This window comes from Shewanella sp. POL2, from assembly GCF_000282755.1.
Lineage (GTDB): Bacteria > Pseudomonadota > Gammaproteobacteria > Enterobacterales > Shewanellaceae > Shewanella > Shewanella xiamenensis.
In genome coordinates this window covers 1-25,008 of sequence record NZ_AKZL01000016.1, presented here as the reverse complement: position 1 = coordinate 25,008, position 25,008 = coordinate 1, and the positions used below count along the sequence as shown (strand labels likewise).

At 46.1% G+C, this 25,008-nt stretch carries 18 protein-coding genes and 2 pseudogenes; 19 read left to right on the top strand and 1 reads right to left on the bottom strand.

Annotation, left to right across the window (positions count from 1 at the left end; all coding sequences use genetic code 11):
• Window positions 1-21: 21 nt before the first annotated feature.
• The 14 genes and pseudogenes from luxS to dinB all read left to right on the top strand — a co-directional run bounded on the left by luxS (window position 22) and on the right by dinB (window position 15,118).
• Window positions 22-531: an S-ribosylhomocysteine lyase gene (gene luxS, locus SHEWPOL2_RS06120; RefSeq protein WP_037415025.1), complete on the top strand. Its 510-nt coding sequence runs from the start codon at window positions 22-24 to the stop codon at window positions 529-531.
• A gap of 130 nt (window positions 532-661) precedes the next feature.
• The gene (locus SHEWPOL2_RS06115; RefSeq protein WP_037427061.1) at window positions 662-2,713 is read left to right on the top strand and encodes a TonB-dependent receptor; all 2,052 of its coding nucleotides are present in this window, start codon (window positions 662-664) and stop codon (window positions 2,711-2,713) included.
• Between the two features lie 403 nt (window positions 2,714-3,116).
• The gene (locus tag SHEWPOL2_RS06110; RefSeq protein WP_037415063.1) at window positions 3,117-4,451 is read left to right on the top strand and encodes a Na(+)-translocating NADH-quinone reductase subunit A; all 1,335 of its coding nucleotides are present in this window, start codon (window positions 3,117-3,119) and stop codon (window positions 4,449-4,451) included.
• A complete protein-coding gene (locus SHEWPOL2_RS06105) occupies window positions 4,451-5,650 on the top strand; it encodes an NADH:ubiquinone reductase (Na(+)-transporting) subunit B (RefSeq protein WP_037415023.1) in 1,200 nt (399 codons plus the stop codon). Before SHEWPOL2_RS06110 ends, SHEWPOL2_RS06105 begins: the two co-directional genes overlap by 1 nt.
• Window positions 5,643-6,431: a Na(+)-translocating NADH-quinone reductase subunit C gene (locus tag SHEWPOL2_RS06100; RefSeq protein ID WP_037415022.1), complete on the top strand. Its 789-nt coding sequence runs from the start codon at window positions 5,643-5,645 to the stop codon at window positions 6,429-6,431. The genes SHEWPOL2_RS06105 and SHEWPOL2_RS06100 overlap by 8 nt, the downstream gene beginning before the upstream one ends.
• Entirely contained in the window at window positions 6,431-7,063 is a 633-nt protein-coding gene (locus tag SHEWPOL2_RS06095; RefSeq protein WP_037415013.1) for an NADH:ubiquinone reductase (Na(+)-transporting) subunit D, read from the top strand. Before SHEWPOL2_RS06100 ends, SHEWPOL2_RS06095 begins: the two co-directional genes overlap by 1 nt.
• Before the next feature lie 5 nt (window positions 7,064-7,068).
• Entirely contained in the window at window positions 7,069-7,677 is a 609-nt protein-coding gene (nqrE, locus tag SHEWPOL2_RS06090; protein ID WP_006080469.1) for an NADH:ubiquinone reductase (Na(+)-transporting) subunit E, read from the top strand.
• A gap of 46 nt (window positions 7,678-7,723) precedes the next feature.
• On the top strand, window positions 7,724-8,980 hold the full coding sequence (gene nqrF, locus SHEWPOL2_RS06085; protein WP_037427058.1) for an NADH:ubiquinone reductase (Na(+)-transporting) subunit F: 1,257 nt from the start codon (window positions 7,724-7,726) through the stop codon (window positions 8,978-8,980).
• A gap of 98 nt (window positions 8,981-9,078) precedes the next feature.
• Window positions 9,079-10,137, top strand: a complete 1,059-nt coding sequence (locus SHEWPOL2_RS06080) for an FAD:protein FMN transferase (RefSeq protein WP_037415060.1) — start codon at window positions 9,079-9,081, stop codon at window positions 10,135-10,137.
• A gap of 11 nt (window positions 10,138-10,148) precedes the next feature.
• Window positions 10,149-10,373, top strand: coding sequence for a (Na+)-NQR maturation NqrM (gene nqrM / locus SHEWPOL2_RS06075; RefSeq protein ID WP_011071354.1), 225 nt, complete (start codon window positions 10,149-10,151; stop codon window positions 10,371-10,373).
• A gap of 238 nt (window positions 10,374-10,611) precedes the next feature.
• Entirely contained in the window at window positions 10,612-11,085 is a 474-nt protein-coding gene (gene bfr / locus SHEWPOL2_RS06070; protein ID WP_037415005.1) for a bacterioferritin, read from the top strand.
• Window positions 11,086-11,094: 9 nt separating this feature from the next.
• A complete protein-coding gene (gene bfr, locus SHEWPOL2_RS06065) occupies window positions 11,095-11,562 on the top strand; it encodes a bacterioferritin (RefSeq protein ID WP_011071356.1) in 468 nt (155 codons plus the stop codon).
• Between the two features lie 299 nt (window positions 11,563-11,861).
• A pseudogene (locus SHEWPOL2_RS06060) lies at window positions 11,862-13,864 on the top strand (methyl-accepting chemotaxis protein).
• Window positions 13,865-14,038: 174 nt separating this feature from the next.
• Window positions 14,039-15,118 (top strand): DNA polymerase IV, encoded by a 1,080-nt coding sequence (dinB, locus tag SHEWPOL2_RS06055; protein ID WP_037427055.1) that lies wholly within the window; start codon window positions 14,039-14,041, stop codon window positions 15,116-15,118.
• A gap of 169 nt (window positions 15,119-15,287) precedes the next feature.
• Here the strand turns inward: dinB and SHEWPOL2_RS06050 are convergent, their stop codons facing one another.
• Window positions 15,288-16,751, bottom strand: coding sequence for an aminoacyl-histidine dipeptidase (locus SHEWPOL2_RS06050; RefSeq protein ID WP_037427053.1), 1,464 nt, complete (start codon window positions 16,749-16,751; stop codon window positions 15,288-15,290).
• 218 nt (window positions 16,752-16,969) lie between these two features.
• On the opposite strand from SHEWPOL2_RS06050, the gene SHEWPOL2_RS06045 reads away from it, so the two are divergent.
• The 5 genes and pseudogenes from SHEWPOL2_RS06045 to SHEWPOL2_RS06020 form a co-directional block, all read left to right on the top strand.
• Window positions 16,970-18,508 (top strand): peptidase M17, encoded by a 1,539-nt coding sequence (locus SHEWPOL2_RS06045; RefSeq protein WP_037427051.1) that lies wholly within the window; start codon window positions 16,970-16,972, stop codon window positions 18,506-18,508.
• A 920-nt stretch (window positions 18,509-19,428) separates the two neighbouring features.
• Window positions 19,429-21,594 (top strand): TonB-dependent siderophore receptor, encoded by a 2,166-nt coding sequence (locus tag SHEWPOL2_RS06035; protein ID WP_037427048.1) that lies wholly within the window; start codon window positions 19,429-19,431, stop codon window positions 21,592-21,594.
• Window positions 21,595-22,003: 409 nt separating this feature from the next.
• Entirely contained in the window at window positions 22,004-23,293 is a 1,290-nt protein-coding gene (locus SHEWPOL2_RS06030) for an NCS2 family permease (protein WP_037414991.1), read from the top strand.
• 177 nt (window positions 23,294-23,470) lie between these two features.
• Window positions 23,471-24,589, top strand: a complete 1,119-nt coding sequence (gene proB / locus SHEWPOL2_RS06025) for a glutamate 5-kinase (protein WP_037414989.1) — start codon at window positions 23,471-23,473, stop codon at window positions 24,587-24,589.
• A 12-nt stretch (window positions 24,590-24,601) separates the two neighbouring features.
• A pseudogene (locus SHEWPOL2_RS06020) lies at window positions 24,602-25,008 on the top strand (gamma-glutamyl-phosphate reductase); the annotation flags it as partial.

Here is a 25,008-nt window from a genome sequence, read left to right as displayed (position 1 = left end):
CCTGATAATTTGGAGATCCCTATGCCATTACTTGATAGCTTTACTGTTGACCATACTCGAATGAATGCACCTGCTGTGCGTGTCGCCAAACATATGACTACCCCCAAAGGTGATGCGATCACAGTATTCGATCTACGTTTTTGCGCGCCGAATAAAGATATCCTTAGCGAGCGTGGTATTCACACTTTGGAACATTTATTTGCAGGCTTTATGCGTGATCATCTAAATGGCAATGATGTGGAAATTATTGATATTTCGCCAATGGGCTGCCGCACTGGGTTTTATATGAGCCTGATTGGTGTGCCCACTGAACATCAAGTGGCGGATGCTTGGCTTGCTTCTATGGAAGATGTGCTGAAAGTCGTTGAACAATCTGAAATTCCTGAGCTGAACGAATATCAATGCGGTACCTACGAGATGCACTCTTTGGAGCAAGCACAGGAAATTGCACGCAATATTATTGCTGCTGGTGTGAGTGTTAACCGCAACGATGATTTAAAACTCAGTGATGAGATTTTAGGTAAACTCTAAGCCGCCAATATGGGCTTAACGCGAAAGCGTCAAGAAAGCGACATTAGTCGCTTTTTTTTTCGAACTAATTCCGCTATTTTACAAAATAACAACAAACGCCGTACGCTAACAAAAATTTTGGGAGCTTGGTATGCCAAGTCGCTATTTTGTCATGTCGCTGACCGCGCTGGCGGTTTCCTGTATTTACGCTAACTCACTCAATGCAAATCCCCTTTATTCTCAAACGCTCGATTTAGCCAAGCTCAATGATCAGTACCATTCCAGCGATGATGCGATGCAATTAAGCAATCTTAATAGCTTAACCTTGCTTCGAGCTGACCATAGTGGCAATTCCGCCAATATCAGTATGCGTTCTGCCAGCCAAGGTGTCGCTGTAATGCAAGATCGGGTGTATTTCTCACCTGCGCCTTACTCAGCCCCTCAACTGCAACTCTTACCCCATCTTTTATTACAGCAAAGTGTGACGACTACACCACTGGCCAATATGGCTGTTGGTGGTCAGGGAGCGTTTGGGGTTGTGGATTATCAAAGCCTTAACATTATTGAGCGCCCGCAATCCGGCAGTGTTCAAATTGAGGGGACAACAGATTCCGATGTAAATGCTGGCCTGCGTTGGGGCGTTAAGCAAAAAGAATACGGAGCCTTATTTGCCGCCAATTATTTAAAACAACAAGGCGATGCGAATTTTTTAAACGGCAGTGATGCTGACAGAAAAAAAACGGATATCTTATTTAAGGTCAACGCCACGAGCTTGCTTGGTGCTCGCAGTCCACAGCAAACTGAATTTACCTATCAATTTATCGATGACGATAGTTATCGCTCATTGCTTGGGATAACGGCTGCCGACTGGCAGCAAGATTCATTACAGCTATATTCCGCTACAGCACAAGATAACCACCAAGGGAGACAGCATAAATACCAGTTATCACATCAAGTGGATTTGGGTGACAGTCGAGTGATTAGCGACTTTTACTATCAATCATATTCACAACAACTGGATCAGCTTGGCGCGTTTAATGGGCAAAATATTGGCTTGGGAACGCTTTACGACATTGCCGCCTTTGACCGAAATCCCAGTGTTAATGGTGACGATATCAATATGTTGGTACAAGATAATGATTACAGTGCGTTTGGTGCTCAGACTCAGGCGATAAACCAATATGGAGAGCATCAAATTACCTATAGTGCTCGTTATCATACCGATAAAGCCGAAATGCGTTTCGGTGATCAAACGGCTTTGTGGCAAGCGGACAGAAGTATAGTGCGTGATGAGTCTAACTCGGTGTTAGCCTATACCGATGATGCCACTGCGCTGACGTCGGCAATCGACTCTTTATGGCGTTGGCAAGGTATGCAAATCAAGTTAGGGCTTACTTATGAGCATGTCAGTGTCAATCGTGAGATTAGCTTAGTCTTTGCTGGGCTTGATGAGGCTGACTTTTCCGATAGCGATTGGATGCCACAATTTGGTGTACTGTATGACGCTGGCGATTGGCGCTTTAGTACTGATATCCGCCGAGCGTGGGCCGCCGCGAGTGCAGGCAATCTTACTCAGGAAGCACAGGAGTCACTCCATTATCAAGTTAGCGCCCAATATGCGAGCGAGGGGATTAAGGCCGATTTGCGCGCCTATGTGCAAGAATTTGATAATCTGCATGTTGATTGTGATAGCTATTCCATGTGTGTTGATACTCGTCTACTCACCCAAGAGAATATTCCTGATGTGCTCAGCTATGGGATTGAACTTGGCCTAGGTTATCAGTGGATGCTGGGTGAATTTGAATTGCCCTTAGGCTTAAGCTATCAGTATCTTAGCGCTGAATATCAGACGAGCACCTGCACCGATATCCAAGGTTGCGTCCTGGAGGGCGACAAACTGGCTTGGTTACCCGAGCATCAATTGCAATTGAGTGCGGGGATTGAATACGCCCAATATCAATTAAACCTTGTTGCTGCTTATCAATCTGAGCGTGATTTCAGTCAGTATGGTAGTGAGTTGCAGCGTGTTGACGGTCAATGGCGTGCCGATATAGCGGCTAATTACGATATTGATAAGCACCATCGATTGTATGTTCGGGTCGAAAATCTACTTGATGAGTCCTTGGTAACCTCAGCATCAAATAGCGGAATTCGAGTAGAAAATGGACGGTTCAGCTATTTGGGCTATCAATGGCGTTTCTAAACTGAGTTAAATCTTGTTTGACGTTTGTTCAGCAAGAAAGCGAAAAGGTATTTATATTTCTGGTTATCTTGATATATCGACCTTTTGCTAAATTAATTCTTTTAAAATTAATGTTATAGTATTTAGTGACCGTAATACTCTCTCTTTCTGAGCCCTCACTCGGTCGGAAGGTGAACGCTGTAGTGCATGATTCTTTTAAATCCTTATTTTAGGTTTGAAAACACCTATAATTTTCGTGGCGATGGCACGGCAATTGGGGTAAAATGCGCGCGACCAGCGTGATTGCGATCGCATTTCTGTGATAAATCTGCGCTAGCTCAATGCAGTAGGTTTTGTTTAAAACCTACGTATTTAGCAGGAACGCGGCGCATTGTCTTTCCTTCAAAACGTAGTGCTTGTGGATATGATTACAATTAAGAAAGGATTGGAACTGCCTATAGCAGGCGGACCAGAGCAAGTTATCCATAATGGCCCAGCCATTAAACATGTAGCTACTTTGGGTGAAGAGTATATTGGCTTACGTCCAACGATGAAGATCAAAGTGGGCGATAAAGTACAAAAAGGTCAGGTGATTTTCGAAGATAAGAAAAATCCTGGCGTAAAATATACGGCTTTAGCCAGTGGTACTATATTAGACATTAACCGGGGCGCCCAGCGTGTGCTGCAGTCTGTTGTTATTCAAGTGGAAGGTAACGAAAGCGTTTCCTTTGCTAAGTATGACGCCACTGCTCTTGATACGCTTGACTCGCAACTGGTCCGTGACAACCTGATTGAGTCAGGTTTATGGACTGCATTGCGTACTCGTCCTTTCAGCAAAGTGCCAGCCGTAGATTCTTCTGCTGCGGGTATATTTGTAACCGCCATTGATACGCAACCCCATGCTGCCGATCCCGTAGTGGTGATCCGCGAGCATAAAGAAGATTTTGCTAATGGTCTTAAAGTCTTAGCAAGACTTACCGAAGGTAAAGTTTACCTTTGCAAAGCGCCTGGCGCCGATATTCCTGCTGCTAATGCCCAAGTTGAAGAATTTGCCGGTGTTCACCCTGCAGGTCTTGTTGGTACTCATATCCATTTCCTACTTCCAGCTTCTGCAAAACGTACTGTTTGGCATGTCGGTTACCAAGATGTAATAGCCATTGGTCAGCTATTTACAACGGGTCAACTGAATACCGAACGTGTGGTTGCAATTGCCGGTCCTAAAGCGGCTAAGCCACGTTTGGTTCGCACTGTTTTAGGTGCAAGCATGACTGAGTTGACTGCTGGCGAAACCTTAGATGGTAACGTGCGTTTCATTTCAGGCTCTGTGCTGAATGGCCGTACTGCAGTTGGTCCTCAAGGATATTTAGGCCGTTACCATATGCAGGTCAGTCTGCTTGAAGAAGGTACTGAAAAAGAATTTTTGGGTTGGGTATTGCCTGGCGCCAACAAGTTCTCTATCACTCGCGCATTCCTTGGTCACTTAAGCTCTTCTCGTTTGTTCAATATGACAACGAGCACTGGTGGCTCGGACCGTGCAATGGTGCCAATCGGTAACTTTGAGCGTGTAATGCCTCTGGATATTCTTCCTACAATGTTACTGCGTGACCTGATTTCGGGTGACTTTGACGGTGCGGCTACCCTAGGCGCGTTAGAGTTAGATGAAGAAGATCTCGCACTGTGTACGTTCGTATGTCCAGGCAAATATGACTACGGTTCATATCTGCGTGACTGTTTAGATACGATCGAGAGGGAAGGCTAATGAGCTTGAAAGATTTTTTCGAACGTATTGAACCCGACTTCGAGAAAGGCGGTAAATACGAAAAGTTTTATGCCCTCTTCGAAGCGGCATACACCATTTTTTATACGCCAGGTAAAGTGAACAAGGGAAAAACCCATGTTCGCGATAACCTTGACCTAAAACGTATGATGATTACGGTTTGGGCCTGTGCATTTCCCGCGATGTTCGTCGGTATGTACAACGTAGGTTTACAAGCACAACTCGCATTAATTGCGGGTTTTGCGACCCCAGATGTATGGCAAGTGAGCTTGTTTGGCATGTTCGGTACTGAACTGACAGCAAACTCTGGTTGGCCTGCATTAATGTGGTATGGCGCCTGTTTCTTCCTACCTATCTACGCGGTGACGTTTGCTGTCGGTGGTATTTGGGAAGTGTTGTTTGCCTCTATCCGCGGTCATGAAGTTAACGAGGGTTTCTTCGTTACCTCTATCCTGTTCGCCTTAACTTTGCCAGCAACGATTCCATTATGGATGGTGGCACTAGGTATCACCTTCGGTGTGGTTGTGGCTAAGGAAGTGTTCGGTGGTACAGGGCGTAACTTCTTAAACCCAGCGCTTGCCGGTCGTGCATTCCTGTTCTTCGCTTACCCATTGAACATGTCTGGTGACACTACATGGGTTGTGGCTGACGGTTACTCTGGTGCGACTGCACTGAGTCAAGCTGCTGCGGGCAATTTGGATTATGCCTTCAACCAAAACTGGTGGGATGCGTTCTTCGGTTTCATTCCAGGTTCTGTCGGTGAAGTGTCTACGCTAGCGATTCTTTTAGGTGGTTTGGTCATCATCTATACCCGTATCGCATCATGGCGCATCGTGGGTGGTGTAATGCTGGGTATGATTGCCATTTCTACGCTGCTGAACGTTGTGGGTAGCGACACTAACCCAATGTTTGCAATGCCTTGGTACTGGCACTTAGTGTTAGGTGGTTTTGCATTTGGCATGATGTTTATGGCGACTGACCCAGTGTCTGCGTCATTCACTAACCAAGCTAAATGGGCATACGGTATCTTGATTGGTGCAATGGCTGTGTTTATCCGCGTGATTAACCCTGCGTTCCCAGAAGGCATGATGTTAGCGATTCTGTTTGCTAACTTGTTCGCGCCATTGTTCGACCACTTCGTGGTTCAGGCAAATATCAAGCGGAGGATTGCTCGTGGCTAGTAATAGAGATTCGTTCGGAAGAACGCTATTTATCGTCGTTGGCTTATGTCTAATTTGTGCGATATTTGTGTCGACTGCGGCAGTATTACTGCGCCCAACTCAAGCAGAAAATAAACTGCTTGATAAGCAAAAGTACATTCTGGAAGCTGCGGGTCTGATTGACACTAAAGCCGGTAAAGTGACTAAAGCGCAAATTTTGGAAACTTACGGTAAGCATATCGAAGCTAAGTTAGTTAACTTAAAAACCGGTGATTGGGTTGAAGGTGTTGACGCCAATACATTTGATCAACGCAAAGCGTCTCGCGATGTGAAAACCTCATTTGTACCTGAAAACGATATCGCTTCAGTTAAGCGTGTTTCAGAAGATGCAGTGGTTTATCTGGTTCGCGACGATCAAGGTAAGTTAACCAGTGTGATCCTGCCTATCCATGGTTATGGCTTGTGGTCGACTATGTATGCTTTCCTCGCGTTAGATGCTGATCTGAACACGATTCAAAGCTTAGTTTACTACGAGCAAGGCGAAACCCCTGGTCTGGGTGGTGAAGTCCAAAACGCTCAGTGGAAAGCGAAATGGCATGGTAAAAAGTTATTTGATGCGCAAGGTAATATTGCGATCAGCGTAACCAAAAACCCCGCTGTTGCTAGCACTGAATACGGTGTAGATGCATTATCCGGCGCGACTCTGACCAGTAACGGTGTTCAACACTCTCTGACGTTCTGGTTAGGTAAAGAAGGTTTTGCGAGTTTCATTGAAAAAGCACGCAATGGAGGTCTCAGCTAATGTCTGACGCTAAAGAACTGAAACAGGTTCTGACTGGACCTATCGTCAACAACAACCCGATTGCATTACAAGTCCTTGGTGTATGTAGTGCGTTAGCGGTAACGAGCAAGCTCGAAACTGCACTGGTAATGGCGTTGGCATTAACTGCGGTAACAGCGTTTTCGAACCTGTTTATCTCAATGATCCGTAATCATATTCCTAGTAGCGTACGTATTATCGTGCAGATGACCATTATTGCCTCTCTGGTAATTGTGGTTGACCAATTGCTGCAGGCTTATGCTTATCAGATTTCTAAGCAGTTATCGGTATTCGTGGGTCTTATCATTACGAACTGTATCGTAATGGGACGCGCTGAAGCCTATGCGATGAAAACACCACCAATGATGAGCTTTATGGATGGTATCGGTAACGGTTTAGGTTACGGTGCGATTCTGTTAGCCGTTGGCTTCGTGCGTGAACTGTTTGGTAACGGTTCTCTGTTCGGTGTTGAAATCCTGCACAAGATCTCTGATGGTGGTTGGTATCAACCAAATGGTTTGCTATTACTGCCGCCAAGTGCGTTCTTCCTAATCGGTATGCTGATTTGGATTATTCGTACCTATAAGCCAGAGCAAGTTGAAGCAAAAGGGTAATTGAGATGGAACATTATATTAGCCTGTTAATTCGCTCTGTTTTCATTGAAAACATGGCACTGGCCTTCTTCTTAGGTATGTGTACTTTCTTAGCGGTATCAAAGAAAGTGACTACCGCGATGGGCCTAGGGATTGCGGTAGTTGTAGTGTTAACTATCTCTGTTCCTGCTAACCAAGTTATTTACCAAGGGCTGTTAGCGCCTGGCGCACTGGCTTGGGCTGGTGCACCTGAAGCTGACTTAAGCTTCTTGAAATTCATTACCTTTATCGGTGTGATTGCGGCTTTAGTTCAAATTCTGGAAATGGCACTGGATAAGTACTTTCCTCCTTTGTACAACGCGTTAGGTATCTTCTTACCTCTGATCACTGTGAACTGTGCGATTTTCGGTGCGGTATCATTCATGGTTGAGCGTGACTACAAACTGGGCGAAAGTGTGGTGTTTGGTTTCGGCTCTGGAGTAGGTTGGGCATTAGCTATCGTATTGATGGCCGGTATCCGTGAGAAGCTGAAGTATGCCGATGTGCCCAATGGCCTGCGTGGTTTAGGTATTACCTTTATCACCGCTGGTTTAATGGCCTTAGGTTTCATGTCGTTTTCTGGTGTGTCTCTGTAAGAGACACCAAACGGCTTCTTGAATTGGACCTTCTAAGGATAAGTTAATGGATATTCTTGGTATTTTTAAATCTACTCCGCTTGAGGTTTACCTCGGTGTGAGTATGTTTACTGCTATCGTCCTAGTCTTAGTGTTAGTGATTTTATTTGCTAAATCTAAGCTAGTGTCTAGCGGTGACATCACGATCGGCATCAACGACGATCCTGAAAAAGCGATTACAACCGGTGCCGGTGGCAAGCTGTTAGGCGTGCTGGCGAACAACGGTATCTTCGTATCGAGTGCCTGTGGTGGCGGTGGTTCTTGTGGCCAATGTCGCGTAGTGGTTAAGTCTGGCGGCGGTGATATTCTGCCAACAGAATTGGACCACATCAGCAAGGGTGACGCCCGTAAAGGTTGTCGTCTGTCTTGCCAGGTGAACGTTAAGAACGACATGGAAATCGAGCTTGACGAAGAAATCTTCGGTATCAAGAAGTGGGAATGTACTGTTATCTCTAACGATAACAAGGCGACCTTCATTAAAGAACTGAAGCTGCAAATTCCTGATGGTGAATCTGTTCCGTTCCGTGCGGGTGGTTACATCCAGATCGAAGCGCCAGCACACCATGTTAAATATGCTGATTTCGACGTACCAGCAAAATACCGTGGTGACTGGGAGCACTTTGGTTTCTTCAATCTTGAATCTAAAGTTGACGAAGAAACGATCCGTGCTTACTCAATGGCTAACTACCCAGAAGAGTTCGGCATCATCATGTTAAACGTGCGTATCGCAACGCCACCTCCACGTAACTTGAGCTTACCATGCGGTAAGATGTCATCTTACATTTGGAGCCTAAAGGCTGGCGATAAAGTGACTATTTCTGGTCCATTCGGTGAATTCTTCGCGAAAGATACCAATGCAGAAATGGTGTTTATCGGTGGTGGTGCGGGTATGGCACCAATGCGTTCACACATTTTCGACCAACTGAAGCGTCTGAAGTCTAAGCGTAAGATGAGCTTCTGGTACGGTGCACGTTCTAAGCGTGAAATGTTCTACGTAGAAGACTTTGACGGCTTAGCGGCTGAAAACGACAACTTCGTATGGCATGTGGCCCTGTCCGATCCTCAACCTGAGGACAACTGGGATGGTTACACAGGTTTCATCCATAACGTATTGTATGAAAACTACCTGAAAGACCATGAAGCGCCAGAAGATTGTGAGTTCTACATGTGTGGACCTCCAATGATGAACGCGGCCGTGATCGGTATGTTGAAAAATCTTGGTGTCGAAGACGAAAACATCCTGTTGGATGACTTCGGCGGCTAATGTGAATTAGCCCAAGGTGAGAAGAGTTGCAGATGTGGAGTAAAGCTCTCATCTGCAACTTTTGCATTAAAGGGCATCCAAAAGAGTTGTTAGTCACTATGTTTAAAACCCTAGCGTTAAAAACCCCTGTGTTAAAAACCTCAGTGTTAAAGCATTCAGTGAACTGGCTGGTCCTTGTAGGTCTAGCCTTTTTTATTTCAGCCTGTAGCAAACAGGATGAGGTTATCTCCCTTGCGGGCAGCACAATGGGCACGACTTACCATATTAAAGTGGTTCCTAATGAGCAAATGCCCACGGCCCAGCTATTGCAGGCCGAAATTGACTTAGCCCTAGAGCAAGTCAATAACCAGATGTCGACCTATCGACCTAATTCAGAATTGTCCCGTTTCAACCAGTTACCGCTTGAGCAAAGTGTCGAAGTGTCGCCGGATACTGTCAAAGTGGTTAAAGAAGGCATGCGTTTGTATCACGTGACAGACAAAGCCTTAGACATTACCTTAGGGCCGCTGGTGAACTTATGGGGATTTGGCCCCGATAAGCGCCCAACCAAAGTGCCGACTCAAGCCGAGATTGATGCAGCTAAGGCTAAAACGGGTATCAGTGAGCTTTCTATCGAAGGCAATCGCTTAAGCAAGCATAACGCCCATTTGTACGTGGATTTGTCATCTATCGCCAAGGGCTTTGGCGTGGATAAAGTGGCTACTATTTTAGATAAATATCACGCAACGGGTTACTTAGTTGAAATTGGTGGCGAGCTGAGCATTAAAGGCACCAAAGGCGATGGCAGTTCGTGGCGTGTCGCCATAGAGAAGCCGACCGATGAGGGCATGGCGGTACAGCAGGTGATTGAACCGGGCACTATGGCCATGGCGACGTCGGGGGATTACCGCAATTATTATGAGGAAGAAGGTCAACGTTTTACCCATATAATCGATCCGCGTACCGGTTTGCCTATCAATCATAAGTTAGCATCTGTGACCGTTTTGCATAAAGAATGTATGACGGCCGATGGTTTTGCGACGGCGATGATGGTTTTAGGCACAGAAGCGTCATTGGAGCTTGCCAAGAAAGAACACTTGGCGATAATGCTAATAGAAAAGCAAGGCGAAGGATTTAAAGTCTACTACAGTGACGCCTTCAAGCCTTTCCTTAAGTAGTTGGAGTTAACATGAGCACTTTTATCGCGGCATTTGTGATTTTATTACTGTTCTTTTTGCTTATGTCGATAGGTTATCTCATCAAGCGCAAAGCCGTTGAAGGAAGCTGTGGCGGTTTAGGTGTATTAGGGATTGAAAAAGCCTGCGATTGTGATGATCCCTGCGACAAGCGTAAGCGTCGTATGGCCGCTGAAGAAGCGCGCCGAGCGAAGTTAACTAAAGACCGGATCATTTAATTATCCGCTTCAACTAAAATAGCCTCCTCTGGAGGCTATTTTTTTGCCTCAAATTTAGCATCGTTAAAATTAATCCTTGATTTATGAGGAGGATAGCAGGCTAATCTAAGCGATAATGAGAATGCTTTTTATCTTTAAGTTTGTGAAAAATAAAGAAAATTTGAGTTAGCTTGAAAACTGTACTAGGCTAGAAGCTTGATTTAGATCAATCTTTCACTCATATCAAGGATCGTAACTTATGAAAGGTCATCCAAAAGTGGTGGGACAACTCAATCGGGTGCTTACCTGTGAGTTAACGGCCATTAATCAATATTTTCTCCACGCCAGAATGTTCAAGCATTGGGGGCTGGAGAAGCTAAATCACGTCGAATACAAGAAATCCATCCAAGATATGAAACACGCCGATAAGCTTATTGAGCGGGTATTATTTTTAGAGGGATTACCGAATCTACAACAGCTCGAAAAACTGCGTATTGGCGAACACACTCAAGAGATGCTCGATTGCGATTTAGCCATGGTGCAGGAACAACTCTCGCTGTTGCGGGATGCCATTACACTCTGCGAAGTTGAGCAGGATTATGTCAGTCGCGATCTGCTCGAAGATATTCTTGAAGATGAAGAAGAGCATTTAGATTGGCTCGAGTCACAGCAGGAGCTGATTAGCTTAACTGGCATTCAAAACTATCTTCAATCGCAAATTAGTGAGTCATAGGAGCTGAATATGAAAGGTGATAAAGACGTCATCGATGCGTTAAATCGACTCCTAACCGGAGAGTTATCGGCGATGGATCAGTATTTTGTGCATGCCCATATGTACGAAGACTGGGGACTAAACGAACTCTATGAGCGTATTGCCCACGAGTCGGATGATGAAAAAGGCCATGCTGCCAAATTGGTACAGCGTATTTTATTCCTTGAAGGCGTGCCAAATGTGGCCGCGCGGGAAGCACTCAACATCGGCTCAAATGTTGAAGAGATGCTGCGTAACGATCTCGCCTATGAATACAAGGTGGCCGATGATTTACGTAAAGTCATCGCGTTGTGTGAGCAGAAAAAAGATTATCAAACCCGAGAGATCTTAGAAGTGCTGCTCGATGATACCGAATCTGACCATATGTATTGGTTAGAGAAACAGCTCGGTTTAATTGACCGCATTGGTTTAGCGAATTATCTGCAAACTAAGATGTAACAATATCCGATTGCGCGGCTCAAACACAAAGGCCAGTCATTTTATGACTGGCCTTTGTTTTGGGATTTTGAGTATTTAGTCTAACACTCTGTAAAAATTCGCTGTAGTAATGAGATGTTCTGTTTGAGGTGGATTGTTTAGCGATTCCTGTTATTTCATGAATATCTATTCTTTACAAATACTTGTTTACGTTTTTTCTCATCATTTTGGCTGTTGTTGGCTGGTAAAAATTGTTACCGTGTGAAGCTGTTTTTGCAGGCTTTTATGTTAAGTGGTTGGTTAACCAGACGGGAAGATGAATGAGATATATAAAACGTTCTCTAAGTTTGCAGTTAGTGGTAACTATCGTCGGTGCCCTCGCTGTACTGCTTACTTTAGTTGCCGCTTTGCTCGTGAATAAAGAAAGTAATAATACACGTAAGCAAGTGGATGCCGACATTTCGGCACTTGTAGCTCTCAAGGCGAATGAGATTGGTGGTTACTTTGTTGCCAAGGGGCAAGTAATCCACTCGGTATTTGCCGAGCCTAGGCTTATCAACTGGTTTAGTCAGTATCATGCCCGGGGCAGTAATCTGGCGCAGGATCAGCAATATCAAGATATTATTCTTATTTTCGCTCGTTTTCCGACCGTGATAGCGATGTGAAATCAGTATTCTTTGGTTCGGCAAACACCTTTGAGTATTTTGATCTTAATGGACGCTTCGATGGCGATCCTGATTATTACACTAATAAGCGTCCTTGGTGGCAGGAGGCGATTGACCAGCGTAGCTTGTTTGTGGGCGATCCTGCGGTCGATGCCAACGATGGTTCTATTTCTGCAACGGTTAAAACCCCAGTCTATAGTGCTAATGGCGAACTTATTGGCATTGGTGGTATGGATATTCTGATCGATACCATTGGTAAAAACCTGTTAGCACCGATTAAATACCGCAACTATGGCCAAGCCTTCCTGATGACGGATGAAGGTAAGCTAGTATATTTTCCTGGATTTTCAGACAAATTCCCTCCCGGCTCACTTGCTAATCAAGTTGATAGCCAATTTAAAGATACCTCCGGTTTTACAGCATTAATGCAACAAATGCAGCGCGAGCCTCAGGGGTTTGCCGAGGTCAGTTTTAATGGCGTATCACAGCGAGTGACCTTTGTGACTGTAGGCGGTGATTATCCTAAGCAGAAATGGCACTTAGCCTTTATGTTGCCCCATGAAGTAATTGAAGCGCCTGTTACCAAAGCCTTTTGGAATGCTTGTTTTGTTGCTTTGGGGATTATGCTTTTGGTCGGCATTACTGTCTGGTTGATGTTATTGCCTTTTAGACGCCAGCTCAGCAAATTACTCGATGCGATGGAAGATATTGCCGAAGGTGACAGTGATTTATCCCAACGTATTTTGATGGAACGGGAAGATGAGTTAGGTAAACTGGGTGATGCCTTCAACCGCTTTGCCGAAAAGGTGCAACAGATGTTACTGCACACTCGCAACTTAACCCAAGAGGTGGGCACTGGGGTGATGGATGCGCGCCAAGTGTGTGATTTAGCGGTATCTTCGGTATCATCGCAAAAACAACAAATCGATTCTGTCGCCACGGCAGCAACTCAAATGGCGCAGACGAGCCAAGAAATGGCGATAAGTGCTCAACGCGCAAATGATTTTGCCGAAAAGGCACAGACTCAGGCCCTTGGTGGTACGCAAATCGTGTCCCGTGCGACCGAAGGGATGAAGGCATTATCGGTTCAAGTCATCGAAGCGGCTAATGTGATTAAGCGGCTACGAAGCAGCTCAGAGCAAATTGGTGAAGTCTTGAGCGTGATCCGCAATATTGCCGACCAAACTAACTTGCTGGCATTGAACGCGGCCATCGAGGCGGCGCGGGCGGGTGATCAAGGTCGAGGCTTCGCCGTTGTTGCTGACGAAGTGCGCACGCTGGCTTTGCGTACCCAAGATTCTACCGCCAATATTCAAGGCATTATCCAAACCCTGCAACAAAGTGCGCTTCAGGCTGAACAAGTGATGGAATCAGGGGTTGAGCAGGCAAGAGTAGGGCAAGACTTAACCACGCAAGTCGAGCAAGCCCTCAGCGACATCGCCAGTGCGATTACGTCTATCCAGCAGCAAACGGTGGAAATTACCGTGGCGATAGGCCAGCAGGCAGTGGTTGCCGATGAAGTGGCGCAAAACGTGGTGAGCGTGCGTGGTTTATCCGATCAATCCCTATTGTCAAGCCAAGATCTCTCCCAAAGTCTACAAGGATTTGAGCAAGCAACTCGAGAACTGACACGTAATATTGGTCAATTTAAAATTTAAACGCTGTTGTTTTAAAACCAAAGGAGCCTTAGCGCTCCTTTGGCTTTTTTGGGAATGTTATGCTTGGATAAGGATGCTTGAGTCGATAGATGAACTTCGCGACTGCGTAAATATGTCCTAGATACTTGATTACTGTTTTTATATACAGTATTTTGGGTGTTGGAGGAACCTTTAGTGCGAAAAATCATTCATGTTGATATGGATTGCTACTTTGCTGCGGTGGAAATGCGAGACTTTCCCGAATACCGTGGTAAACCGCTGGCCGTTGGTGGTAGCCGTGAGCGGCGAGGGGTTATCAGCACCTGTAATTACAAAGCGCGCCGATTTGGTGTGCGCTCCGCTATGGCAACGGCTTATGCGCTTAAACTGTGCCCTGACTTAATCCTTGTCCCCGGTCGAATGCAGGTCTATAAGGAGGTATCGCAACAAATTCGCGCTATCTTCTCTCGATATACTGAATTGATTGAACCCCTCTCCCTCGATGAAGCCTACTTAGATGTTAGCGATTGCAAGCTGTTTAAGGGCTCTGCAACTCTGATTGCAGAAGCGATTCGCCATGATATTTTGGCCGAAACAGGGCTTACTGCTTCGGCTGGCGTTGCTCCTGTTAAATTCCTCGCCAAGGTGGCCTCTGACTTAAATAAACCTAATGGTTTGTATGTTATTTCGCCCGACAAGGTTCCTGAGTTTATTAAAACCTTATCCCTACGCAAGATCCCCGGTGTGGGGAAAGTCACCGCAGAAAAACTTTCCTCTTTAGGGTTGAATACCTGCGGCGATATACAAACTTATCCAAAACAAGACCTTATTACTCGTTTTGGCAAATTTGGTGCTGTATTAATTGAAAGATCCCATGGGATTGATGAGCGTGGGTTATCAGTGAGTCGCGAGCGTAAATCTGTCGGCGTCGAAACTACGTTGGCGCAGGATATTTACAGCCTCGAGCAGTGCCAGCAGGTAATGCCGGGATTAATACATGAGTTATCAACTCGCCTAAGTCGTAGTGCCAAGGATCGACAAATCCATAAGCAGGTGGTGAAGCTTAAATTCAGTGACTTTAAACAGACCACAATCGAGCATCGCAGTGACGAGGTATCCATAGTGATGTTTTATGAGTTACTGAGCCAAGCAATGGCAAGGCAAGAGGGCCGTGGAATTCGATTACTCGGGATTTCTGTTGGACTCGCCGAGAGTAAAGATACGCTTCAGCCAATCATGGCTCGCGAGACTAAGCAGTTGGATTTGGTATTTTAATATCAATCTTACTGGGCGGATCTCGCTCAGCGCTAATCAAACCTAACTTAGTTAACGCGATAATAAGCCTTACGCAGTGCATAAATAAAAGGTACAAAAAGACCGCATTGGTGAACTCTCTGCGGCCTTTGTCATTTAAGTCTGCTTAGTGACTATTCATCTGTAGCGACTATTCACCTTTAGCGGGAATGCGCTCTAGCACGGCTAATAGTAGATCCCAGTATTGACCAACGGTGGTGATATTGACCATTTCATCTGGGCCGTGCGGATAACGGATGGTCGGGCCAATCGACACCATGTCCATTTCTGGATAGGGCTTTTTAAACAGACCACATTCAAGGCCGGCGTGGATCACCATAATAACCGGTTCTTTATTGTAGATTGACTCATAGGTCTCACGCACAATTGCCATTACCGGCGAAGTGTTGTCTGGCTTCCAACCCGGGTAAGCACCGCTAAGTTCAATATCTGCACCCGCTAAGTTGGTTAACGCAGTAAGCATGCCTTCAACTTGGCTACGGCCAGAATCGATGAGCGAGCGAATTAAGCAAAGAATGCTGACTTCTTCATCGTTAGTGCTGATCACACCAACGTTGAGTGAGGTTTCGGTTACGCCAGTTACTTCATCACTCATGCGCATTACCCCGTTAGGGCAAACATGCAATAAGTCGATAAGGGTATTTTGGCTGTTTTCGCTCATCACGCGTTTTGGCGTTGGGATTTCGCTCAATACTAAGCGCATATCTGGGTCGGCAATGGCCAATTCGGCGCGGACTAAGGCTTCAAAAGCACGCACTTTTTCATTCAGTGCATCAACATTTTCAGCAGGTAACATAAAGCTGATATTGGCTTCGCGTGGGATAGCATTACGTAGTGAACCACCGGTAAATTGGGTTAACTCTAGGGCTAACTCATCGGCATTTTCGAACAGGAAGCGCGCCAAAATCTTGTTGGCGTTGCCACGACCCAAATGGATGTTGACCCCAGAGTGACCACCTTTTAAGCCCGATAAATGCAGGCTAAATGATGCATAACTTTGCTCCGACGCTTGCCATACCATAGGCAAAGTGATCTGAGCATCGACGCCGCCAGCGCAGCCCATATAGATCTCACCTTCTTGCTCTGAGTCGGTGTTGATCAGGATCTCGGCATCAAGCATACCTGCTTGTAGTCCAAAGGCGCCTGTCATACCGGCTTCTTCGTCAATGGTGAGCAGTACTTCGAGTGGACCGTGTTTGATGTCATCTGAGCCTAAAATCGCTAAGGCCGATGCCATACCAATGCCATTGTCGGCGCCTAAGGTTGTGCCTTTGGCTTTTACCCAGTCACCGTCAACATAGGCTTCGATAGGATCTTTGGTAAAGTCATGCACTTTGTCGGCATTTTTTTGCGGCACCATATCGATATGGGCTTGGATCACAACGACTTTACGATCTTCCATTCCCGCAGTTGCGGGTTTGCGAATGATTAAATTGCCGACGGCATCTTCTACTACATCGAGTTGCTTGCTCTTAGCCCAGGTTTGGATGTGTTGGCTGAGTGCTTGTTCATATTTGGAAGGGTGGGGAATTGCACAGATTTGTTCGAACCATTGCCATAAAGGCTGTGGGTATAACTGACTTAACGCTGTCACAGAAGGTCCCTCATCAGGTCTTGTGGGTATGGGGCAAATTTGCGCTAATCCTAACACATTCTGCTCGGGCGATTAATCATCTCGATAACTCCGTGTGCGTTTGTGGCAGCGAAAGTTGCCACCCTCTGTATTTTCGATAGTGGCAAAGCGATTTTTTGATTGGTAATTAAGCGTTATAGCGGGAATAATGCTGGCACAATAATGAAAAAGGATGGGTCATGTTTCAAGTTAACTTTATTGATGTACAAGCAGAAAATTCCATTTTTGATGGCGAAGGTTGGGATGCGGTTGTGGTGGTCACACCGGATCTCGTTTCTATCGGAATTGATGAGATCAGTTTGTTGGCCGAGCACGGTGCTAAGGTCGATAAGCGGGTTGGTAAGAGCCCGACGTTACTGTTTGCCCCCGGTTTAGCCGGTGGCCGTTTAATCATAGCGCCCGTCACTCAAGTGACTGATGATTATGCCGATGTGCGTATTTATGGCGATGCGGCAAGAGCCGCGATTGCTATCGCCAAAGACGCGGGGGCTAAGCGTCCGCTGCTTTATGTTGTTCCTTCAGCAACCCCTAAGTTTGGTTTTGCGACCGAAGTCGCGGCGTTGGCCTGTGGTCAAGAATTATGGCAAACCTTAGAGTTACGTGAGGCGACAGGTTTAACGCCGGCCTTTGAAGCGATAGGTTTATTGTCGTTATCATCTGAAAAGAGTCAATTGCTCAACGCATTAGAAGCTGGCCGTGTGTTGGCAAGAGATTTATGTGGTACTGAGCCTGAGCGTATGTCGGCGAAGGCCTTTGCTGAATATTGTTTGCAAGCCTTTAAAGGCAGTGTGATTAAAACCGCATTGGTGGAAGATCGGGATATCCTTGAACGGGATTATCCGCTGTTAAGTGCGGTGGCGCGTTCTTCCTTTGCTGTTGGCCGGCATCAACCGCGGGTGGTGAAACTCGAATATCTGCCCGACGGTGAGATTACTCGTACCTTCTTATTTGCTGGCAAAGGCGTGGTCTACGATACGGGCGGCGCCGATCTGAAAGTGGGCGGCGCAATGGCAGGCATGAGCCGCGATAAAGGCGGCGCCGCTGCAGTGGCTGGGTTATTTAAAACCTTGTCTATGCTTAAGCCTAAAGGGATCCGCGTAATTGCCGAACTGGGTTTAGTGCGTAATAGCATTGGCAGCGAAGCGTTTGTCACCGACGAAATTATCACCAGCCATGCGGGCGTGCGGGTACGCATTGGTAATACGGATGCGGAAGGGCGCTTAGTATTGGCAGACCTGTTAAGCCATCTACGGATCAAAGCAGTAACGGCTGTTAAGCCTGAGCTGTTTTCGGTTGCGACGCTCACGGGACATGTGGTGCGCTGCTACGGTAATTATCCCGCAGCGATTGAAAATGCGGTCGCTAGTGGTGCACTGTGCGCGCAGACACTTGCGTCACAAGCGAGCCACTGGGGCGAACCCTTTGAGGTTTCCACATTACGCCGTGAGGATTTTGCCAAGATCCGCGAAGTGTCTGGGGCGGCTGATATTTTATCTTCAAACAATGCGCCGTCTTCAGTAACTGCCCGCGGGCATCAATATCCTGCAGCCTTTCTACTTAAGGCGTCAGGTCTGTTTGAACACGGTGTTAATGCCGCTATTCCTTTAGCTTACACACACTTAGATATTGCGGGCAGTGCAACTGAGGGCGATCCGCTCTACGGTAAACCCACTGCCAGCCCCTTGGTTAGTTTGTATCAATATCTGATCAATCGTTAACGAAATAACGTAACAAATAGAAATAATTCTGTAATATCTTATTTATTAGGTGGTTACAGGGTTATTTCTGTTTTTATGTGATGCAGGTCGCCAATATTTTTGATGGTTTGTGTAATTTAATTACATTAAAAAGCCTTAATCAAAATAAATACAAAAAAAGCTTGTAATAAAACTACGAAAACATATAATAGTTTTCGTGGACAGGGCATTAAGCCTTTCCCCTCTAGTCTATCCAGGATGGATACCCTTCTCCAAGGACCCGAGTGACAAGTCGTCTCAACGGATTTGAGAATCTCTAGTTCCAAGGAACCGAGCCAAGCTTTACTAGAGTACTTAATCTCAACTTTACTTAGGAGTAATTGACTATGTCTTATACAGGCAACAACCATTTTTATTGGCAAAATACTTGGTTTAACACTGATGTTTTGCGTGGCGGTTTATTCGCTATGAGCTTTAAGGGCTAACTATCCCTTTAAACCTAGTTTCCATCATCCATCAACCTTTGTATCGCCTTTTTGGGCGTGTTTAGACTCAAGTAGCATATCGGTGTTTTTGCATGGGTATGCCAGGTTTTTCCCGCTAGCGCGGTAATGTACTTCCCCGAAAGGGACGCTTGAAACATGTCTTGCCTGCTCATTGAGCAGGCTTTTTTTTTAGCTTTTTTCTGTCGTTATGACGCAATGCCTCTCATTCCTTCCCATAAACGTAAAATTTTTTGCGGCCATCTTGCGATGACTACTCTTCGCAATAGTTAATTTAATTAGCTGTTTTTAAAACATAAAACCTTGTCATTAATCTATTCATCTTTTTGTACGACTTAAGAATGATGAATTTGTTACATTTGTCACATAAAATACAAATGCAAATCGTTCTCAATGGTGTTACCGTATGCGCACCTTGACAAAACTTGCTGAACGACTATGCGTTTTAATCTACTTCCTCTGGCGGCTGCGGTCACGCTAGCCTTGAATCCTTTGGCATTGATGGCTGAAGAACAAACCTCTTCTAAAACAGAGGCACAAGATCAAAATATCGAAAAAATCACAGTGATGGGTAAATACACTGTGAGTCGCAATATTGATACCGCGACAGGTCTAGGACTCACATTACGAGAAACGCCTCAGTCGGTCAGTATCATGACGGCAGATCGAATTGAAGATCAGGCGTTAAATACTGTGGTCGATGTGGTCAACAACACTGTGGGTTTATCATCTTCAAAAACCGACAATGTGCGTAGCGGTTTTTCGGCCCGCGGTTTTACCGTGCAAAACTATCAAATTGATGGTGTGCCTTTATCTTGGAGTTTAGGCGGTGATGCTGGCGAAACGGTATCAGATGTGTCTATCTACGAGCGCGTTGAAGTCGTGCGTGGCGCTACCGGATTATTAACTGGCGCTGGCGATCCTTCCGCCTCGATTAACTTAGTGCGTAAGCATGCTGACAGTTCTGATCTTAAAGGTTATGTGGATGTCGCCACTGGAAGTTGGGATAAAAAACAAGTCACCGCGGATGTGTCTAATGGTCTGAATGAAGACGGTAGTGTGCGTGGCCGTTTGGTCGCTAAGTATGTGAATAGCGATTCCTATCAAGATCTATATCAAGACCGTAAAACCATTCTCTATGGTGTTGTCGATAGCGATATCACCGCCAACACTTTACTGCGTGTCGGTGGTAGCTATAACCACAACGATCCGAAAGGGGCGATGTGGGGCGCATTGCCCGCCGTCTTTAGCGATGGTTCTGCCACAGATTGGGATACATCGACCACTACAGCCGCCGATTGGAGCCGCTGGGAAACTAAAAACATTAACTACTTTGCTAACCTAAATCATTACTTTAGCAATGGCTGGCAAATGGTGGCCAACTACAACCGCATGGAATATGAAACCACCACTAAGATGATTTACATGTCGGGTTTACTCGATAAAGACACGGGGGCGGGGCTTAGTGGTCAGCGTTATCACAGCCATGGTGAAAGTAACTCGAATAACTTTGATGTGCAGCTTAAGGGCGACTATGACCTCTTTGGTCAAACCCATGAGTTTGTGACGGGGGCTTTGTATAGTAAGCAAAAATCCTACGCTGATACCTATGAGCCTATCCGTGACAATATGACGGGTTGGGACTCACAAGTGGTCGATAACTTCTACAAATGGCAACAAAATCAGTTTGCTGAGCCTGAATGGTCGAGCAATGCGAACCGTCAACTGAATATGGATACCGAGCAAAAAGGTTTCTACGCGGCGACCCGCTTGACCATTACCGATGATTTTAAACTGATTGCCGGTGGACGTATTTCAAGCTGGAACCGTGAAGGCGTGAGCTATGGTACCGATACTAACTTTGGTGATGATGGCGTGTTTGTGCCCTATGTTGGCACCTTGTACGATATCAATGACGCGCATCGTATTTACGCCAGTTATACCGGGATTTTTAATCCGCAGAATTATTTCGATGCCAATCAAGAATACTTAGACCCATTAGAGGGCAAAGCCTACGAATTAGGTTTGAAGAGTTCCTATCTTGACGATCGCTTACATACCACAGTGGCCTTGTTCCAAATTGACCAAGATAACTTGGCAACCTTAGCCGGAACGATTGTTATCGGTGGTCAACCCGTGAATTACTATGAGGCTGCACAAGGCACTAAGAGTAAGGGTTTTGAGTTAGAAGTCGTTGGTGAGCCTGCCGATGGCTGGAATATCTCTGCGGGTTACTCGCAATTTAATGCCGAAGATGCAGAGGGTAAGCGAGTCGCAACTACCAGTCCGCAGAAGCAATTTAAACTGTTTACCACCTATCAATTTGTGGACTTATTGCCTGAGTTAACCATTGGTGGTGGAGTGAATTGGCAAAGTAACAGTTACTCAGAGGGTGGTGGTACAACAATCAAACAGGGTGGCTATTCCTTAGTGAATCTAATGGCGCGCTACGATCTGGCTGAAGACATGGATTTGCAGTTTAACCTAGAGAATCTGCTGGATGAGAAATATTATGCCTATATGTCAGCGTCTGGCCTAGCATACAGTGTGTATCACTACGGTGCTCCACGTAACTTTACCGTCAGCTTTAACTATCGCTTTTAAGCATTTTTCCCGTTGAACTCAAAAAGCCGATGCCCTTAAGGGCGCTGGCTTTTTGCTATCGACTTCGATCCCATAGGCTGCGCAGATGCAGCCTAATATGCCTGTATGGGAAAACCATTGTACTGTTTTGTGATTATTTCGCTTTAAAAACAATGCGCTGTTAATCCTGAACGACGTTTGAATTTTTCCTAGATTAAGACTGGTATGCTAACCCCTATTTACAGTGAACTTTAATGTAAATTAAGTGCGGTGGTTTTTTGTTCTGTTTAGCGATTTCTATCAATAAAATCCCTATCAATTTTCTGGCCTGACCAGCACAAACTCCCTATAATCCCCTGCGAAAAACACTGCTACATAGTGTTTACATTTTTAGACCCTACCTACTTAAAAATAAAAGGAACCCAGTTCCATGTTAGAAAAGCTGTTCAAACTGAAACAAAATCAAACGAGCCTCAAGCAGGAAGCGATAGCAGGTTTGACAACATTTATGACGATGGCCTACATCATTTTTGTGAATCCCATGATGTTAGCCGATGCGGGTATGGATCATGGCGCCGTGTTTGTGGCTACCTGTTTAGCTGCGGCCGTAGGTTGTATCGTGATGGGTCTGATGGCGAATTATCCTATCGCGCTCGCCCCAGGTATGGGACTCAATGCCTTTTTTACCTACACTGTGGTGGGTGAGATGGGCTACAGCTGGGAAACGGCACTCGGTGCGGTTTTCTTATCGGGGATCTGCTTTCTAATCCTATCTTTAGTGCGTATTCGCGAGTGGATTGTTAACAGTATTCCTATGTCGCTGCGTATTGGTATTGCTGCGGGTATTGGTCTGTTCTTAGCGCTGATCGGCCTTAAGAGTGCAGGCATTGTAGTGGCAAGCCCTGCAACCTTAGTGACCATGGGCGATATTACTGCGTTTCCGGCGGTGATGGCGGTATTAGGTTTCTTCCTGATTATTGCTATGGTGCAGCGTGGCATGAAGTCAGCGGTGATTTTAAGTATCCTGATCATTACTGGGCTTGGATTGGTGTTTGGCGATGTGCATTACAACGGCATCGTCTCTATGCCGCCTTCAATTGCGCCCACGTTTATGGCGATGGATTTATCCCAAGTGTTTGAAGTAACGATGCTCTCAGTGGTGTTTGCCTTCTTATTTGTGGATTTGTTTGATACTTCAGGCACCTTGGTTGCGGTTGCACAGCGTGGTGGCTTTCTCGATGAAAAGGGCCGTTTACCTCGATTAAATCGTGCCTTAACCGCTGACAGTTTAGCGACGATTGCGGGAGCAGCTTTGGGGACTTCTACCACCACCAGTTATATCGAAAGTACTGCTGGGGTGAGTGCGGGCGGTCGAACTGGCTTAACGGCGGTGGTGGTTGGTTTGCTGTTTATCTTGGCATTATTTTTATCGCCTTTAGCAGGGATGATCCCCGCCTATGCCACGGCAGGTACGCTGTTTTATGTGGCTATTCTGATGATGTCAGGGTTGGTTCACGTTGAATGGGAAGACTTAACTGAGGCTGCGCCTGTAGTCGTGGTGTGTATCCTGATGCCGCTGACCTTCTCGATTGCGACGGGGATTGCACTGGGAATTATTTCCTATGCGGCCATCAAACTGTTAACGGGTCGGTTTAGCGATTTAAATATCGGTGTGCTTGTGCTCGCGGCGATGTTTATTGCGAAATTTATTTACGGCTGATACTTAGAACGAGTTGCCGTTTAAGGGATATTTTTTGAGGGTCATCTAATCGATGGCCCTTTTTAATGCGCGATCCCAAGCAGAATTGAAAATTTCTACCCGCATCCAGCCCTCTGACTACCAATTATCTAGCGGATTAGGTATAAGGATTGTACGGTTATTTTCTACAAATGAATAATGAACTTAAGTGAGATAGCGTATCGCCGCGTGGTGGTGAAGTTGGGGACGAGTGTGCTGACCTCTGGCAGTAAACAGCTAGATAAAGCCCATATGGTTGAGCTTGCTCGTCAAATGGCCGCACTGATGAGATCAGGGGTCGAAGTCGTATTATGTACTTCTGGGGCAATTGCCGCAGGACGCGAACATCTCCAATACCCGGTATTGCCCGACACTATGGCTAACAAACAGTTATTAGCCGCTGTCGGGCAGAGTCAGCTTATTCTCGCTTGGGCGCAACTCTTTAGCATCTACGGTTTACATGTGGGCCAATTGCTGTTGACCCGTGCAGACCTACACGATAGAGAGCGCTATTTGAATGCCCGCGATACGCTTAATGCCTTGCTGGCACACAATATTATCCCCATCATCAATGAAAATGATGCGGTTGCAACTAACGAAATCAAAGTGGGTGACAACGACAACTTGTCAGCGCGCGCAGCATTGCTGTGTGATGCTGATCTGTTGATTTTGTTGACGGATCAAAAGGGCTTATTCGATGCTGATCCACGCACCAATCCCAATGCCAAACTGATTTCGCAGGTTGAGAAAATTGATGACAGTTTGCGCCTGTTAGCGGGTGGTTCGGTCTCGGGGTTAGGCACCGGGGGGATGTCGACTAAGCTCGAAGCGGCCGATATCGCTCGTCGTGCGGGGATTGAAGTGGTCATTGCCTCGGGCCATCATCCTGATGTGATTAAAAAGGTGGTCGCTAAAGAATCCATTGGCACCCATTTTAGTGCCATCGAAAATCCGTTAGAGAGCCGTAAACAGTGGATTTTAGCGGGACCCGCCGCCCAAGGTTCACTGGTGCTCGATGCGGGCGCCGTTAAAGCCGTGACCGAAAAAGGTCGCAGCCTGTTATCGAAGGGCATTATTGGCGTTAAAGGGGAATTTGAACGCGGGGCAACCCTGCAATTGGTTGACCAAAAAGGCAAAATCATTGCCAGAGGCATAACTCGTTACTGTGGTGAGGCCTTAGGGTTAATTGCAGGTAAACATTCCGACGAAATCGAGTCTGTACTCGGTTACGATTATGGTGACGCAATAGTGCACCGCAACGACATGGTCGTCTTATAAGCGAGGTCTGTTTTGAGTCAAACTAATCAAGCGCAATATTTACAACAACTGGGTAGTCAAGCTAAGCAAGCCAGCTATGCCTTAGCAAATCTAAGCGCCGCACAGAAAGCGGATTTACTCGAGGCGATTGCCGAGGCCTTGACGCAGAACACTCAGGCTATTCTTGCGGCGAACGCCAAGGACGTTGTAGCCGCAAAGGCTGATGGTTTGAGTGATGCGATGATCGACCGTCTATTACTGACCGAGTCGCGCCTAGCGGGGATTATCGGTGACATTAGCGATGTGGTTCGCCTTGCCGATCCCGTTGGCGAAGAGTTCGGTAGCCGAGTGTTGGACAATGGCTTAAGGCTCACGCGCCGCCGAGTCCCGCTTGGGGTGATTGGGGTTATCTATGAGGCACGGCCGAATGTAACGGTCGA